The 16,050-nt window shown below is 64.0% G+C and carries 14 protein-coding genes and 1 tRNA gene; 3 read left to right on the top strand and 12 right to left on the bottom strand.

The window, feature by feature from the left end; translation table 11 throughout:
- The first annotated feature begins 24 nt into the window (after positions 1-24).
- Positions 25-3,678 (top strand): hypothetical protein, encoded by a 3,654-nt coding sequence (locus tag GYH26_RS01570; protein ID WP_161540211.1) that lies wholly within the window; start codon positions 25-27, stop codon positions 3,676-3,678.
- Positions 3,679-3,691: 13 nt separating this feature from the next.
- On the opposite strand, the gene GYH26_RS01565 is transcribed toward GYH26_RS01570, so the two are convergent.
- The 12 genes from GYH26_RS01565 to GYH26_RS01510 all read right to left on the bottom strand — a co-directional run bounded on the left by GYH26_RS01565 (position 3,692) and on the right by GYH26_RS01510 (position 14,399).
- Positions 3,692-6,793 carry a UvrD-helicase domain-containing protein gene (locus GYH26_RS01565; RefSeq protein WP_161540210.1) on the bottom strand — a complete coding sequence of 1,034 codons (3,102 nt, stop codon included), beginning with the start codon at positions 6,791-6,793 and terminating at the stop codon, positions 3,692-3,694.
- 116 nt (positions 6,794-6,909) lie between these two features.
- A tRNA-Ser gene (locus GYH26_RS01560) sits at positions 6,910-6,999 on the bottom strand.
- A 62-nt stretch (positions 7,000-7,061) separates the two neighbouring features.
- A complete protein-coding gene (atpG, locus tag GYH26_RS01555; protein WP_161540209.1) occupies positions 7,062-7,991 on the bottom strand; it encodes an ATP synthase F1 subunit gamma in 930 nt (309 codons plus the stop codon).
- A gap of 14 nt (positions 7,992-8,005) precedes the next feature.
- A complete protein-coding gene (atpA, locus tag GYH26_RS01550) occupies positions 8,006-9,610 on the bottom strand; it encodes a F0F1 ATP synthase subunit alpha (RefSeq protein WP_161540208.1) in 1,605 nt (534 codons plus the stop codon).
- A gap of 4 nt (positions 9,611-9,614) precedes the next feature.
- The gene (atpH, locus tag GYH26_RS01545) at positions 9,615-10,193 is read right to left on the bottom strand and encodes an ATP synthase F1 subunit delta (protein ID WP_161540207.1); all 579 of its coding nucleotides are present in this window, start codon (positions 10,191-10,193) and stop codon (positions 9,615-9,617) included.
- 6 nt (positions 10,194-10,199) lie between these two features.
- Positions 10,200-10,715, bottom strand: a complete 516-nt coding sequence (gene atpF, locus GYH26_RS01540) for a F0F1 ATP synthase subunit B (RefSeq protein WP_161540206.1) — start codon at positions 10,713-10,715, stop codon at positions 10,200-10,202.
- Positions 10,716-10,824: 109 nt separating this feature from the next.
- Positions 10,825-11,052 (bottom strand): ATP synthase F0 subunit C, encoded by a 228-nt coding sequence (atpE, locus tag GYH26_RS01535; protein WP_161540205.1) that lies wholly within the window; start codon positions 11,050-11,052, stop codon positions 10,825-10,827.
- 59 nt (positions 11,053-11,111) lie between these two features.
- Positions 11,112-12,314, bottom strand: a complete 1,203-nt coding sequence (atpB, locus tag GYH26_RS01530; RefSeq protein ID WP_161540204.1) for a F0F1 ATP synthase subunit A — start codon at positions 12,312-12,314, stop codon at positions 11,112-11,114.
- A complete protein-coding gene (locus GYH26_RS01525) occupies positions 12,307-12,606 on the bottom strand; it encodes a hypothetical protein (RefSeq protein WP_014066006.1) in 300 nt (99 codons plus the stop codon). Before GYH26_RS01525 ends, atpB begins: the two co-directional genes overlap by 8 nt.
- Before the next feature lie 118 nt (positions 12,607-12,724).
- Positions 12,725-13,006, bottom strand: coding sequence for an AtpZ/AtpI family protein (locus GYH26_RS01520; protein ID WP_161540203.1), 282 nt, complete (start codon positions 13,004-13,006; stop codon positions 12,725-12,727).
- Complete coding sequence (locus tag GYH26_RS01515) at positions 13,003-13,461, bottom strand: bactofilin family protein (protein WP_012842825.1); 459 nt, start codon at positions 13,459-13,461, stop codon at positions 13,003-13,005. The genes GYH26_RS01520 and GYH26_RS01515 overlap by 4 nt, the downstream gene beginning before the upstream one ends.
- A gap of 41 nt (positions 13,462-13,502) precedes the next feature.
- Positions 13,503-14,399, bottom strand: a complete 897-nt coding sequence (locus GYH26_RS01510; protein ID WP_161540202.1) for a M23 family metallopeptidase — start codon at positions 14,397-14,399, stop codon at positions 13,503-13,505.
- Positions 14,400-14,524: 125 nt separating this feature from the next.
- Between GYH26_RS01510 and rpsT the strand changes: the two genes are divergently transcribed.
- Entirely contained in the window at positions 14,525-14,779 is a 255-nt protein-coding gene (rpsT, locus tag GYH26_RS01505) for a 30S ribosomal protein S20 (RefSeq protein WP_012842823.1), read from the top strand.
- A gap of 286 nt (positions 14,780-15,065) precedes the next feature.
- Positions 15,066-16,019, top strand: a complete 954-nt coding sequence (locus GYH26_RS01500; protein ID WP_161540201.1) for a PKD domain-containing protein — start codon at positions 15,066-15,068, stop codon at positions 16,017-16,019.
- Positions 16,020-16,050: the final 31 nt, after the last annotated feature.

The following is a 16,050-nucleotide window of genomic DNA, read 5'->3' as shown; positions in this document are numbered from 1 at the left end:
GCAACCACCAAAACGCTTCCAGCCATGCATGCAGGCAAACGACTTGTCTTCCTTGTACTTCTTGTCTGTTCGCTCGGCATTACCGAAACGCTTGCCCAGTCGGGCTTGCCGGAGTTGAGCTGCGCCTCCGGAAGTGGCGAGGCGGTTACACAGGGCGTACAGCTGACCGGCACCCAGCCTTCCTATACTGCTGCCAGGCATTTTCCAGTGACCGGACAGGTAAACGTGCTGTTCATTCTGGCCAGGTTTCGCGACGACAACTACGAGCATTGCGCCGAAATTACCGGCTACGATGCGACCGGTTACCCCATCTTTGAGGAACGCAATTACCAGGCGTTCTGCGCCAACCGTAATGGTGACAGCTTCGAAGTGGGGGGCTTTCAGTCCTGGACGGACGATCCGGCTACGGAATGGCCCGTTGCTACGGGCGATCCTTCCAGGGACCGCCAGGTGTACAATGCGCACGAACACGAGCTGCCGGAATGGGCAAAGGGCACACGCCTGATCGATCCCCCTGGCGTCACAAGCATTACCCCGGGAAGCCTGACGGATTTCTACCATCGCATGTCGGGTGGGCAGCTTGACGTGCGCGGTTACGTCTGGCCGCGGGTCTATGTAACCGAGTACGGGCAAGACCATTACAAAGCTGATTCGATCGACAGCCAGGCCCGGTTTTTCGTAAACGGAGCCGCCGCTGCCTCCTACGAGATCATCACGTACGTGCGGGATCATCCACACGGGATTCCTCTGGCGAACTCTTCACTCTGGGATCGCTATACGAACGGCCAGGGGGACAACCTGACCCCGGACGGAAAGTTCGATATGATCGTGATCCTCTGGCGCTTTTCTAAGTTTGATTTTAGCTCCAGACCCGAGGAAAGAGACAAATCGTCAATTACAAGCCTGGGATCCACGTCTTCTTCAGGCGACGGTTTTGCTCGGGTGAACAACGGTCAGGGACTCTGGATACACGACCTGCAGGTGATCGACAATACCACGGCGGGTTCAGGCATTATTGGGGCGGCCCACACGCATAAAGGAGCCATTGCCATCACCGTCCACGAGCTCGGCCATCGCCATTTTGGTCTTTATCACACCATTGATGGACAGTCTTCTGCCTATCAATCGGCTTTCAGCGTGATGGGCGGGAGCTACTCGGTCATGGGGCCGGGCGATCGGCTCAAGCTGGGCTGGGTGGAGGCTGTGATGATCAATCTGGAAGACATTCGGAACCAGCACGGAGGCCGTCTCAGCTACGAACTGATCGACGGGACGCTCTCGAACCAGGTGCTCTACCTCTACGATGGCAGTCCTCAATGCGGCGACGTGGTGGTGGAAGCACGGACCTGGTCCAATTACTGGGACCGTCCCCCAGACGGGTTCAATGCCGACGGCGACTGGGAAGACACCTATTTGCCGGAAGGGCTCTACATAGAAAAAGCACCCTCTCCGTCCGGGAGTGGCTGTGGCTATGACTTTAATGGAAATCCTCGCTTTTCCAGTATGGAAAATACAGGCCTGGCTTTTGATCACCGACGTGTCGACAAATCGTTTCGATGGGGAAGTCGTTCTCCCATAGCCAGCGTGGCGTTTGGTCCCGGTGATGCCTATACGCCGTTTTCCCGGTACCTGCGGGATTTTCATCGCAACAGCACCCTGGACGGACGCCTTGCCCTGACCGACATCACGCGTTCAGGCAATGGTTTTCAGTTTACGATCTGGGGTGACTTTCCCGCGGCTTCTCAGACGCGACGCCTGACCACGAATTATGGCTTCGACGGTCAGACGGTAGCCCGGAATACCACCGGCGTCTGGTCGCTTCAGGGAGCACTGGTGCTACAGGGTACAGGAGCACCGCCTCCGATACCTGCCGGAACGACATTTCGTTTGGGATCCAATGCGCAACTTGTAGTCGAGCGGCCGGTCGAGGTGGTGGGCACGGCGACGCATCCGGTGCGGTTCGAACGGCTCGACCCCTCCCAGCCCTGGAAAGAACTCACGCTGCGGGCCGACAGCAACCGCTTCGAATACGTGGTCTTCGACGGTGGCACCAAGACGGTCGAGATTCTCAGCCGCGAGAACATGTTCCGCTTCTGTCGCTTTCGCAACGGCTGGCGGGGCCTCAGCTCGAATTTCTACCAGTATCCCGCTAACCAGGGGCGGAGCAGCTTCCGGCTGGAACAGAGCATCGTGGAAAACAACCAGACCGTCGGGGTGGTGGCCTACCACGCCGACGTGACGCTGCAGCAGGTGACGGTGCGCGGCAACGGCCAGGCCGGTCTGTGGCTCTACGACGGCTACGGGACCGTAGGAAGTAGTGTGATCGAACAAAACGGCACCGGTGCGTCCTATCGGAGCGGAATCGAGGTGCACTACAACAGCTACGTGCAGTTTTACTACACGAGCTCCTTTGTACCGGCCGTCAACCGGGTGGCGCGCAATGCGCACCACGAGGTGTATCTGGCCTCCAGTGCCGACGGGGCCTGGCTGGGTTATTGTTCGAGCGGTCCCATGGGCTCCTTCCACCTGGGGGATTACAATGCCATTTTTGACGACGGGCCGCAGGCCGGCGACGAGCGGCTCATCTACAACGGGACGAGCACGAACGTGGTGGCGCGCTGCAACTACTGGGCAGGCGCCGGGGCGGATAAGTTCTACGGGACGGTGGATCGGGCCTACCCGCTGAGTTACGATCCGACGGGGAGTTCGGGGGCCTACGAAGGGGGTGTGCCGGCGCGGGTGGCTTCGGACGCGCCACCCGAGGTGGCGACGGCGGGGTTGAACGCCTCGGTGGCGGCTTCGCCGGGCATGAGTGTCTCGGCAGCGGTAGCCGAAGAGGACGCGGCGCAGGCACTTCGGGCGCAGATGCGGGCGTTGCGGGCGCGGCTGTTGGCGGCGCCGGAAGCGCCGGAGGCGGACCGGTGGCTGCGCGAGTTGTACGCGCTGGAACAGGCGGACCGGTGGGACCGGCTGGGCGAACGGGCGGCCAACCGTCAGGTGCGGACGTGGCTGGCCGGTCGCCTGCTGGCGGGCGAGCGGCTGTCGGCGACGGGGCGACGGGCCGGCGAGGTGGCGCTGCTGCTGGAGCTGCGGGCGTTGCTGGCGGCGGGACAGTATGCGGAGGCGGCGGCCCGGCTGAAGTTCTACGATCGGTGGATTCGCGAGCCGGCCCATCGGCAGGAGCTGCGGTGGGCGCGGCTGGTGTTGCTGGAGCAGGCGGGTCGGCTGGCGGAAGCGCAGGCGGAGCTGGCGGCGCTGCAGGCGGAGGCTTCGGAGGCGGAGCGGGCGACGTGGTCGGTGCTGACCGAGGCGCTGGGTGCGAAGGCGGCCGCGGAGGAGGCAACGGCGAAGCGGCTGGAGGCGGCGCCGGAAGTGACGGCGGCGGAAGTGGCGGCAAAGCCGGAGGCGCTGACGCTGTCGGTCTATCCGCATCCGGTTCGGGATCGGGGCACGCTGGTGCTGGGATTGCCGGAGGCGGCGCGGGTGCGGGTGGTGGTCTACGACGTGCTGGGGCGCGAGGTGGGGGTGTTGCTGGAGGGGTGGCAGTCGGCGGGCTGGCACCGGGTGGTGCTGGATGGACGGCACTGGCGGAGTGGGTGGTACATGGTGCGGGCGGAGGTAGTGTGGCCGGACGGCCGGGTTGAGGCGCGCACACAGCCCCTGCTGCGGGTGCGGTGATTATCCCTGCAGGTCAGAACAGTTCCAGCTGACGGCCGCCGGTGGGAACGCGCCGCACGGTGTGGGTCCTGCGGCGGACGAACCGTGCGGGCAGATCGGCCAGAAAGCGCGACGGCTCGGGCGTGCGCACACGGCCCATCCAGCGCCGTCGCTGCGTATGCGTCAGGAAAAGTCGCTCCTGCGCCCGCGTCATACCCACGAACAACAGCCGACGCTCCTCGGCCTCCTGCTCCGGATCAAGGCGGCCGTCGTAGGTCAGCGGCAGCAGTCCCTCTTCACAGCCCACAATAAACACGACGCGGAATTCCAGCCCCTTGGCCGCGTGCAGCGTCAGCAGCGAAACGCCCTCGGCCCGCGCGTCCCACAGGTCTGCCTCGCTGCGAAGTGTCAGTTCGTTCCGGAAGGCTTCCAGATCGTCGCCGCACTGCGTGGCCAGCGTACGAAGCACACCGAGCAGCGCCTCGCGCTCCGGAGTACTTGTTGCCGCCCAGCGCTCCAGGCGCTCGGTCAGCGGGCCTTCGGGGTTTTCCTGCAGATAAGCCAGCAGCGCCTCAACCTCCGGCAGCTCGGCCAGCAGCCGGTGGCTGCGCTTCTGATAGGGGATGCCGGCCTGCGCGAGCACTTCCTGAAGCTCGGCCGCCTGCGCTTCGGTGCGGTAGAGCACGGCCACGTCGCCGAACGTGTAGCTGTGCTCCTCCCCGTCGGCCCGGCCGCTGTCGAGCGCATAGTACGACGTGCCGCCGATGAGCTTTTCGATCGTTTCCGCCACAAAAATGGCCTCAGAGCGCTCGCTCGGACAGGCCACGACTTCGACGGGCACGCCCCCCGGACGCACGGCCGCCAGTTCCCGATCGGGCACCAGCGAAGCACGCGCCATCATCCGAGCGGCCGCTTCCAGAATGGCCTGCGTCGAACGATAGTTCTGACGAAGGATCACGCGCCGGGTTGCCGGGTAGTCGTCGGCAAACCGGAGGAAGCAGCGCACGTCGCCGCCGCGGAAGCCGTAGATCGCCTGGTCCGGGTCGCCGATGACGAACAGCCGGGCGTCGGCCTCCGGCGCCAGCAGCCGAAGTAGCCGGTATTGATTGGCGTCCACATCCTGAAACTCATCGACAGCGATCCAGCGGAAGCGTTCGCGACAGGCGTCCGCCACGTCGGGATGGCTTTTCAGCAGGCGCACGCTCAGGCCGATCAGGTCGTCGTAGTCCACGCGGCCGCTTTCACGAAGGGCGCGGTCGTAGGCCTGCAGCGTGGCTTCCAGACGCTCGTCGCCCGGCTGGCCCGTCCGTTTTCGGTAGGAAATGCGGGGCAGCAGGCGCTGCGCCTGCGTGGGCGAAAGGCCCTGCGCTTCGAGCACGGCCCGCTGCTCGGCTTCGGTCGCCACCCGGAGCGGCTGCGGCAGCCCCAGCCGGTCGCCGCAGGTCTGCAGCAATTCAAGCCCGAGGCCGTGGAAGGTGGTCACCGTAACGTCGGCGGCCGCTTCGCCCAGCAGCGCCTGCAGGCGCGTGCGCATTTCGTCAGCGGCCCGGCGCGTGAACGTGACGGCCAGGCAATGCGCCGAATCGACGCCGCGCTCTTTGATCAGATAGGCCAGCCGGTAGGTGAGCGTGCGCGTCTTGCCCGTGCCCGGCCCCGCCACCACAAGCACCGGCCCGTCGGTGTACGTGGCAGCCGCCTGCTGCTCCGGGTCGAGTCCGACCAGCAGCCCACCGCTTCCGTTGCGCGGCGGTGTGTGAAGCGGCGGCGGAGTCGGCTCGGCCACCCGGGAAGGACGCGGCAGCGGGGGCTCGGAAGTGGCCGGACGTTTCTTACGGGGAGGTGTCGGTTCAGGCAGCTCGAACAGCAGCCCTACGGCGTTGCCCTGCTTGCGCTCGGCGTCGGTGAACAGCCGGATGACGCCGTAGGTCCCATCGTAGCCCGCCTCGCGGATGACCTCGCCGGCCCGCATGCGTCGGATCGCCTCGGCCAGCAGCGATCCCGCGCGCTGTTGCAGTTCTTCCAGCGGCACCTCCCGGAGGATCGTCAGCTCCGGACCGAACGTCCGAAGCAGCCGTTCGTAGCGCTGCTGGACGGCCTTCGTTCGGGCGCTCTTGTTTTCGATCTCGGCCAGCACCTCTTCAAGCGGAATCAGGCTCTCGAAGTGCATGGGTCGCGTCGGCGGTGTCCCCTCGGGGCGGTCGGCCAGCTCCTCGACGCGGTGCAGTACGCCCACGGTGAGCGGGCGGCCACAGACCGGACAGTGGCCGCCCAGCGCCCGCGTTTCGGACGGCTCCAGCCGCACGCCACAGGCGCGGTGGCCGTCCAGGTGGTATTTGCCTTCTTCCGGAAAGAACTCGACGGTGCCGCCGTAGCCCTGTCCCGTTTCCAGCGCCCGCTTGATGGCGAAATAGTCCAGCTCGGTGTCGAACAGGCAGGCCTCACGGCCCAGTCTGGCCGGCGAGTGGGCGTCGGAGTTCGACACCAGCGTGTAGCGATCCAGCGCCGAAAGCCGCCAGTTCATGGGCGGATCGGACGACAGGCCGGTCTCCACGGCAAAGATGTGCTCGGCCAGATCGCCATAGCATTCCTCGATGGAATCGAAACCTGACTTCGAGCCCAGCACCGAAAACCAGGGCGTCCAGATGTGCGCGGGCACCAGGTAGCAGCCCTCGCCCGCTTCGAGCGTGATTTCGAGCAGATCGCGGGAGTCCAGCCCGAGGATGGGCCGGCCGTCCGCGCTCAGGTTGCCGATGCGCCCGAGTGCCTCACGGATTCGTTCGGCCTTTTCCAGATCCGGCGCATAGATGAGGTGGTGGACTTTCCGGACGCGATCGCCTTTCTTGTAGATTGTGGAGATTTCCACTTCCAGCATGAAGCGCACGGGCGTCGTGGCGGGCACGCCGGCCAGGCGACGCGCCTCGCGGTCCAGCTCGTCGCGCAACCGGAACAGGCCCGGCTCGGCCGGCACGAGCTTTTCGCGGATTTCGGCCATCCAGGCCGGGTGCGTGAAGTCGCCCGTGGCCACGACGGCGATGCCCTTGCGGTAGGCCCAGAGCGCCAGGTGCTCCAGATCCAGATCGCGGCTGGTGGCGCGGGAGTACTTCGAGTGTACGTGCAGATCGGCCAGAAAAGCCATGGCGGTGGCACCGGTTTGCGTCTGGCCCAAAGTTAAGCGAAGCGCCCGCCCGATGCCAGTCCGAAAACAAACAGGCCCTGTCGCTTTTCGACAGGGCCTGCCTTTTCAGCGAGTTGCGGAGAGGGAGGGATTCGAACCCTCGGTACCGCTTTTGGCGGTACGGCGGTTTAGCAAACCGCTGGTTTCGACCGCTCACCCACCTCTCCGTATTGGAGCCGCGTGCTGTACGATGTTCGAAAAATAACGTTCCCGGCCACGTTTCGCAACGTCAACCGCCACCTTTTGCCAGCGCTTCAGCACCGCTGGTGATCTCCAGGATTTCTTTCGTGATGGCGTCCTGGCGCGCCCGGTTGTACTTGAGCCGGAGCTGATGGAGCAACTCTTCGGCGTTCGTGGTGGCATTGTCCATGGCCACCATGCGCGCGCCCTGCTCGGCGGCGTACGACTCCAGCAGGATGCGCCAGATCTGATAGTTCAGGTAGCGGGGCACGAGCGCGTCCAGGATGGCCTGCGAGCTCGGCTCGAAGATGTAATCCACCCGGTAGCCGGGCCGGAGCTGTGGCCGCCGCCCCAGCTCACGCTCCATGATAGGCGTCAGGAAACGCTCCGGCGGAATCGGCAGGAACGGCTCCACGATTCGGTTCTGCGCGATCGTGTTACGAAACTCGTTGTACACGATGCGCACCTCGTCCCACCGCCCTTCCAGGTAGCCGCTCACAATGTCCTCAGAGATTTCACGGGCGATGTCGAAAGTGAGCCGATCGAAGAAGCCCTGCCGGTTCGCCACGATCTGGTAGTTCCGCCGGCGGAAGTAGTCGTAGCCTTTCCGCCCCACGCAGTAGAGGTACAGACGGCCGGCCTGCTCCAGTTCGGCGTAGTCGCGGGCGATCGTCTGCTCGGTCAGCTTGATGATGTTCGCGTTGAAGGCACCGGCCAGTCCGCGATCGGCCGTGACCACCACAAGCAGCGCCGCCTGCCGTTCGGCGCGGGGCTGAAAGAGCGGGTGCGTGCTCGGATCAACGTGCCCCTGCAGGTGGCTGATCACCTCGGCCAGCTGGAAGGCATAGGGACGCGTCTGGAAGATGCGCTCCTGCGCCCGGCGCAGCTTGGCCGCCGCCACCATTTTCATGGCGCGCGTGACCTGCTGCGTGCTCTTGACCGAATTGATCCGGTTGCGGATGTCCCGAAGGCTTGCCATGGCGTGCGCTCAGCTCAGACCGGTTGGGTTTCGCCGCTCAGGTAGACTTCGATGAGCGCTTCGGCCTCTTTGCGGAAGATTTCGGTCAGCTCGTCGGTCAGGTCACCCGTCTCGGCCAGCGCCTTCAGCTTGTCGGCGTGGCGCAGGCGCAACCGCTCCAGGAATTCCCGCTCGAAGGGCCGCACCTTCTCGACGGGCAGGCGGTCGAGCAGGCCCTGCGTGGCCACGTAGATGATCGCGATCTGCTCTTCGACGGGCATCGGCTGGTACTGGCCCTGCTTGAGCACCTCGACAAGCCGCTCGCCGCGCCGGAGCTGCCGCTGCGTGGCCGGGTCCAGGTCCGAACCGAACTTCGCGAAGGCCTCCAGCTCGCGGTACTGGGCCAGTTCGATGCGGAGCGTACCGGCTACCTTCTTCATGGCCTTGATCTGGGCGCTACCACCCACACGGCTCACCGAGATACCCACGTTGATGGCCGGCCGGATGCCCGCGTTGAACAGGTTGGACTCCAGGTAAATCTGGCCGTCCGTGATCGAGATCACGTTCGTCGGGATGTAGGCCGACACGTCGCCCGCCTGCGTTTCGATGACCGGCAGCGCCGTCAGCGAGCCGCCGCCTTTGACCAGGTGTTTGATCGAAGGCGGCAGGTTGTTCATCTGGCGGGCCACCGCGTCGTCGCTGATGATCTTGGCGGCACGCTCCAGCAGACGGCTGTGCAGGTAGAAGATGTCGCCCGGATAGGCCTCGCGTCCCGGCGGACGGCGCAGCAGCAGCGACACTTCGCGGTAGGCCACCGCCTGCTTCGAGAGGTCGTCGTAGACGACGAGCGCGTGGCGGCCCGTGTCGCGGAAGAATTCACCGATGCAGGCGCCCGCAAACGGCGCAATGAACTGCATCGGGGCCGGCGCCGATGCCGGTGCGTTCACCACCACCGTGTACTCCATGGCGCCGTGCTCTTCGAGCGCCCGCACCACCTGGGCCACCGTCGAGGCCTTCTGCCCGACGGCCACGTAGATGCAGTAGACCGGCTTGTCGGTCTGGTGCGTGTACTTCTGGTTGATGATCGTATCGACGAGCACCGCCGTCTTCCCGGTCTGGCGGTCGCCGATGATGAGCTCGCGCTGGCCGCGGCCGATCGGAATCATCGCGTCGATGGCCTTGATACCCGTCTGCAGCGGCTCACGCACCGGCTCGCGGTAGATTACGCCCGGGGCCTTGCGCTCGAGCGGCATCTCGTACTTTTCGCCGCCGATGGGACCTTTGCCGTCGAGCGGATTGCCCAGCGGGTCGATCACGCGGCCCAGCATCTCTTCGGAAACCAGGATCGAAGCCACGCGGCGCGTCCGGCGTGCTTCGTCGCCTTCTTTGACCTTGTCGACTTCGCCGAAGAGCACGACGCCCACGTTGTCCTCTTCGAGGTTGAGCGCCATGCCCGTCACGCCGCTGCGCGGAAACTCGATCAGCTCGCCGGCTCCCACGCCGCGCAGCCCGTAGATGCGGGCGATCCCGTCGCCCACCTGCAGAACGGTGCCCACCTCGTACACGTCGGCTTCAGCCTCGAAGCCGCCCAGCTCCCGTCGGAGCACCTCGGTAATTTCGTCCGGTCGAATCGTTGCCATGGTTCTATTTCGATTCGTTGCTGCCGTTTACAAACGTTGCCCTGCGCCGCAGGCGCTCACGCAGCGCCGCCAGTTGCTGGCGCACGCTGCCGTCGTAGACCGTATCGCCCACCCGGACCACCACGCCCCCGATGAGCGAAGGATCCTGCTTGAGTTGCAGGCGGATCTTTTTCCCCGTCAGCCGCTCCAGCTTTTCCACGAGCGGCCGGGCGCCCGCCTCATCCAGCGGGAAGGCCGTGCGGACGTGCGCCTCGACGATCCCCTGCGCTTCGTCCTGCAACGCCCGGTAGGCCGCCACGATCGCCGGTAGCAGGTTTTCCCGCTCCTTTTCTACCAGCAGTTCCAGAAAGCGGATGGTCAGCGGCTGCAGCCGCCCGGTAAAAAGCGTCTCGATGATTTTTTTCTTCTTTTCCCGCGGGATCACGGGGCTTTCGAACACGCGGGCCAGTTCCCGCGAGGCCGCGAAGGCTTCGTGCAGCGCGGCCACGTCGGCGTCGATCACCTCGGCCTGACCCCGCGCCCGTGCTTCTTCGAACAGCGCCCGGGCGTAGCGTCGGGCTACCGGATGGCTGATTCCCTGCATCACGCTTCAGTTTTTGCTTGCCGGAAGCGACTCCAGGAACCGCTCCACCAGCCGCCGCTGCCGGTCGGCGTCCAGGCTTTCCCGAAGGATCTTCTCGGCAGCCTGAATGGCCAGGTCGGCCACCACGGCTCGCAGTTCGTCGAGCGCCCCCTGCTTTTCGCGCTCGATCTCGGCCCGGGCCTGCGCCTGCATCTGCTGGATTTGCACCCGGGTTTTCTGGAGTTCCTCCTGGCGCAGGCGCTCGGCTTCTTCACGGGCTTCGCGCAGGATGCGCTGCGCTTCCTGCTCGGCCTCGCGGCGGATCCGCTCGTTTTCGGCCTGGATCTGGCGCGCCTCGGCCAGCGCCCGCTCCGCGCGACGCAGTGAGGCATCGATGCTCTCTTCCCGCTCTTTGAGCGCCTGAAGAATCGGCTTCCAGGCAAACTTGTAGAGCAGGAAGAGCAGCAGCAGGAAGGTCAGGCTCTTCCAGAAGATCAGTCCCGGCTCAACCGAGACCAGGTTGGCTGCCAGTATCAGGTTCATTGTTGCCCTGTGGTCTTGGGTCTGTATCACACACGCTTGTACCCCCGGAGAGGCAGCCTCGGCCTACCTCTCCGGGGGCAGCCTGCTTCAGGCACCCCCTGAGCGCGTCTTACTTGATCGCCAGCAGGAAGCAGATCACCAGACCGAACAGCGCCACACCTTCGATCAGGGCGGCGGCAATGATCATCGACGTCCGGATGTCGCCGGCAGCCTCGGGCTGGCGGGCCGAACCCTCCATGGCCGAAGCGGCCAGGCGGCCAATACCCACGCCTGCACCGATGGCCACAATGCCCGCACCGATACCGGCGGCAAGGAATGCCAGAGCAGTTGGTTCCATAGCTCCTTACGTATGGTTGGTTTTACAGGGTTGCTGGTTGTAAAAGAAGTTGGTTGTCGTTATCCATGGACGACCACACGCGCCCCATCGGAGGTCGGCACCGCATGCACGACCGGCTCGTTGCCCGCTTCCTCTTCATGCTCGTGATGTTCATGGTCGTGCTCGACCACCGACATGCCGATGAAGAGCGCCGAAAGCAGCGTAAAGACGTACGCCTGAATGAAGGCCACCAGCAGCTTGATGGCCGAGATAAACAGCGTCAGCAGCACACTCGGCAGCGTGCTCATCCAGGCCGCCAGTGCCCCGAACAGCGCGTTGATCATGAAGATCAGGCCGATCAGGCTCAGGATCACCAGCGTGCCGGCCGTCATGTTGGCAAACAGACGGATGGCCAGCGCCGCGTGCCGGGTGAACAGCCCCATGATTTCCACGGGAATCAGAATCGGCTTGACGAAAACAGGCACGCCGGGCGGCCAGAAAATGTGCTTCCAGTGATCCTTCGAGGCGTAGATCGTGCCGATGATGAACGTAAACAGCGCCAGCACGCCCGTAACGGCCAGGTTCGAAGTGGCGGCGCCCAGGTTGGGCACCAGGCCGAGCAGATTGCAGAACAGGATAAAGAAGAAAGCCGTCAGCAGGTAGGGCAGAAAGCGGTCGGCCTTCTCGCCGATGTTGGGCCGGGCAATCTCGTCGCGGACAAAAACGATGAACACCTCGGCCAGATTCTGCAGCACGCCCCGCGGTGCCGTGGTGCGGCCAATCCCTTTGCGATAGCGTTGCGCGACCGGAATGAACAGCGCCAGCACCAGCAGGGCGGCGATCAGGCCGAATACGTAGTGGCGGGTGATCGACAGATCCAGCACCAGCTCGCCCTCGCGTGGATGCAGTTCGGCATAGAGGTGATGATGTGCCGCGATCAACTCTTCCAGTTCGGCGGGCGACTCGTAGCGACGCCCCTCGTAGTCGGCCACGTAGCGACCGGAGTGCAGCGCCGAGGCCGTGCTGCCGAAGGCGTCCAGTCGCCAGGAGCCCTCAGACGTTCGCACCAAGAAGATCCGGGGCAACTCAATCGTCACGAAAGGCTCCAGCGCGACGTAGTAACCATCGGCTGTATGATGGATAAGCACCTCGCTGATGTTCTCGTTCCCTTCGCCCTCTTCGGCGGCCAGCAGCGGACGCGGTATCAATCCGAACAACGCGACGACGGCAAGCCACAGACCGGTCCGACGCCACCCCTGCTGAATGTGCGTACGATCACCCATGCGTTCGTTGCAAAGCCGTTCGATGCCAGCTCCAGATTTCCAGAATCAATCCCAGGATAAACACCCCCCCAAATCCTCCCAGCAGCGCCGTCGTGTGCAGATTAAACACCCTGATGCACACGGCCAGCAGCAAAAGCGCGCCGATCATCCGCACCAGCATGCCGCCGAGCACCCAGCGCGTAAAGCGCGCCATGGGCCAGCGCCAGGCCCGTCGGACGCCCCAGAGGCCCACCCCCGTGTAACCCCCGGCCAGGCCGGCTCCCGCCATCAGGCTGATCCAGAGGTCTTCCATGCTAAAGCCCGGACGATGAACCCGCCGGAACGATCGACGCGCGCCTGGAACGTAAAAACTAAAACGAAAGACCCCACCGGTTGGGCCCAACGCAATGAATTCTGAATAAATAGGGGTTTTATTTTTCATGAGCCGCGTCGTGCTCCGGCCGGCGCGACCGTCGTTGCAGTTGCGTATTCACCTGCCAGAGCTTGGCCACGATGGCCACCAGCCCCAGCACGACGCCGACCAGCGTAAGCCAGGGCAATGTGCCCAGCCAGCGGTCCAGCAGGTAGCCCCCGACCGCAAAAAACGCCATCCCCAGGGCCAGTTGCAACCCCAGTCCCATGTAAGGCCCCAGCGCCCGAAGCGCTTCCTGCATGGAGGAAGTCGCCTCGCCGGATTTCTTTCGGGCCTTCATGCCCCGGCGCCTGGTTCAACATCCGCCTTTCGGGCACGCGCAGCATCCCGCGCGGGCGTCGCCGCTTCTTTGTCGGCCGAAGGCGTCGCCTTCGTCTCGATGACCCGGTCGATCTTGCCCATGCGGCATTCGCCGTCGAAAATGGCACCCGCCTCCACAACGAGCCGGCCAGTCTGGATGCGTCCTTCCACCCGGGCCGAGTCTTTGAGCAGGAGCGTCTCTTCGATGATCAGATCGCCCTGGACCTGACCGGCGACGTCGGCGCTTCGGGCATGCAACTGTCCTTCCAGCACCCCTTCGGCCGCAATGATCGCCTTCCCCTGCACGTACAGCGTACCGATCACCTTCCCACTGATGCGGATGTCGTGTGGCGTGCGCAGCGTCCCCTCGAAAACGGTGCCTTCGCCCACCAGATTCAACTGGCCGGGTGCCGGCGTGCCGGATGCGCGGCTCATGGTCGCCTCCTTTGTGTTTCCTTTAAATAAGGCCATAACGATCACTGGATGACAAAATAGTTCAACGGATCCTGCGCCAGTCCGTGGCGCCAGAGTTCAAAGTGCAGATGCGGGCCGGTGGTAATTTCGCCCGTATTGCCGCTCAATGCAATCGCCTCGCGGTCGCGCACGCGATCACCCACCTGCTTGAGCAGGCGCTGATTGTGCTTGTAGACCGAGACGTAGCCGTCGGCATGCTGTACGATAATAACGAATCCGCCCGCCTGCGTCCAGTCTGCAAAGATCACATAGCCGCTGCCGATAGACCGTACCACGGTGCCCTCCTCCACAGCCAGATCGACCCCGTAGTGTCCGCTGCGGGCATCGAAGCCTCGAGTCAGAAAACCTGCCACCGGCGGCAGCACGGGAAACTGAAGCTGCAACAGTGGATCGCTCCGGAGCACGGCCGGTTGCACCTTCGGCGTCGTCGGAACCGTCAGTTCCAGTACCGGCAGGGCAGGCGGCTGGTGCTCCTGCCAGTTTTCCGATGTCGGTGCGGCCTCGGGTAGCATCACACCCGTTTCGCCGGGCGACTCCGGCCGCTCCTCGCCTTCCCCGGCCGGCGTCACTTCTCCCAGGATAAGCTGACGCAACCGGGCAATGTACTCCTGCTGGACCGCCAGCGAATCTTCCAGCGCAGCCACCCGCATACTGCTCAGCCGCGCCCGCTGCCGCATTTCCTCAGTCGCCACACCGGGAAATAGCTCGCGCAGCGGCGTCAGCAGCACCAGCGCCACCAGCATGGCGGCCAGCAGCACCGCACTTCCCCCGATCAGTGCCAGCAAACGAAGCGGCCGCAGCGTATAGGGCACGGGCGCCCCGGCATAGGCGTCTTCCACTACCAGGACCACGACTTCTTCATCCCAGCGCGCCAACAACTTTTTGAAAAAAGGCCACATGGCTACGTTTTAAGATTTTTTGCAACACGCCTGCAACAAACCGGCCGGCATTCCGGTTTACGAAAGCCGCCATCGGCAGGATTTTTTTCTCAAACCGTCACGTTACTGAACCTTACAGGAGATCCATGGCACACCATAAGTCGGCGATCAAGCGCATTCGTCAGAACGCCAAGCGGCGCGCCCGTAACCGCTACTACCGTAGCTGGATGCGCACCCTGATCAAAAAAGTACGGGCAGCCCAGTCGCGCGAAGAGGCCCTTCCCCTGCTCAATCAGGCTAAAAGCCTGCTCGATCGCCTTGTGGTTAAGGGCATTATACACAAAAACAAAGCCGCAAACTACAAGCGCAAGCTGGAAAAGTACGTGAACCAGCTGGCCTGAAGCGGGGCTCTTTTGCCCTCCTGAGCCTGCCTGCGGGTGGGCTTTTTTTGTACCTTCCTTTCAAAAATTACAAATCGGTTGCTTTACTCTACGCGAAATTTTGCGTATGATATAGCTGGTTGTGAGCAAAGCGGGACGGCTCTTCCAGACAGTATGGAAATTCAGTTTCGTACCTACTGAAAATCCTGTTAACGATTTCCTGTTCGGCATTGGAAAGCTTGCTTTCGCTTTCGCTTTTGTAAATTGTATCCAGAGAATCTTGTTAACCAGTAACCTTCAACCAGCCATGCACACGATGAAACCCCAACGCTACCTTCTGCTGACCGCGCTGACGGCCCTGACCATTCTGGGCCTGACGGGCTGCCGTTCGACTCCGGTCGAAGTGCTGGGCGTCGAAGGCCCCGACAGCCTGCAGGTCAACCAGAGCGGCACCTTCACGGCCACGATCAACGAAGACGCCAAGCCGCCTGTCGAATTCAGCTGGGACTTCGGGGACGGAAGCTCCGCGGCGGGCAACCCGGTCACGCACGCCTACACGGAGCCCGGCACCTACACGGTGACCGTCACGGCCTCCAACCGGGGCGGCAAGTCCACGAGCACGGGTTCGACCTCGGTGGTCGTTTACCGCCCGCCCGTGCCGGCCGAGATCATCTCGATCACGGCCAACCCGATGCAGCCCGATACGCGCACGGCCGTGCGCTTCAGCGCGAACGTGCGCGGCGACCAGCCCATCACGTATCAGTGGAACTTCGGGGACGGCAGCACCGGCTCGGGTGCCAACCCCACGCACACCTACAGCCGTCCGGGCACCTACACCGTCACGCTGAACGTGTCGAACAACGCGGGCTCCGACTCGCGCACGCTTTCGATCACCGTGCGCCCCTACGAGGCGGAGTACTGCGCCGACGTGACGGAGATGAACCCGGTCTTCTTCGACCGGAACTCGAGCGTGCTGAACGACGCCGCCCGCGAGGCCCTGCAGGAGAACCTGCAGATCCTGCAGGACTGCCCGAACCTGTCGGTGCGCATCGAGGGCTGGGCCGCGCCGGGTGAGCGCAACCCGCAGCAGCTTTCGACCGACCGTGCCCGTGCCGTGGAGCAGTTCTACACGAGCAACGGTATCCCGGCCAGCCGCCTGGTGGTGGAAGGCAAGGGCCGCGTCACCGGCGTGACGAGCAAGAAGGAAGGGCTGGCGCAGTACCGTCGCGCCGACACCATCCCGGTGCGGGGCGGCATGTAATCGCCTCCTCAGGCTGAAAACAGCAGCGGGC

The organism is Rhodothermus marinus, assembly GCF_009936275.1.
GTDB classification, from domain to species: domain Bacteria; phylum Bacteroidota; class Rhodothermia; order Rhodothermales; family Rhodothermaceae; genus Rhodothermus; species Rhodothermus marinus_A.
This window is presented reverse-complemented; position numbering and strand designations above follow the sequence as displayed.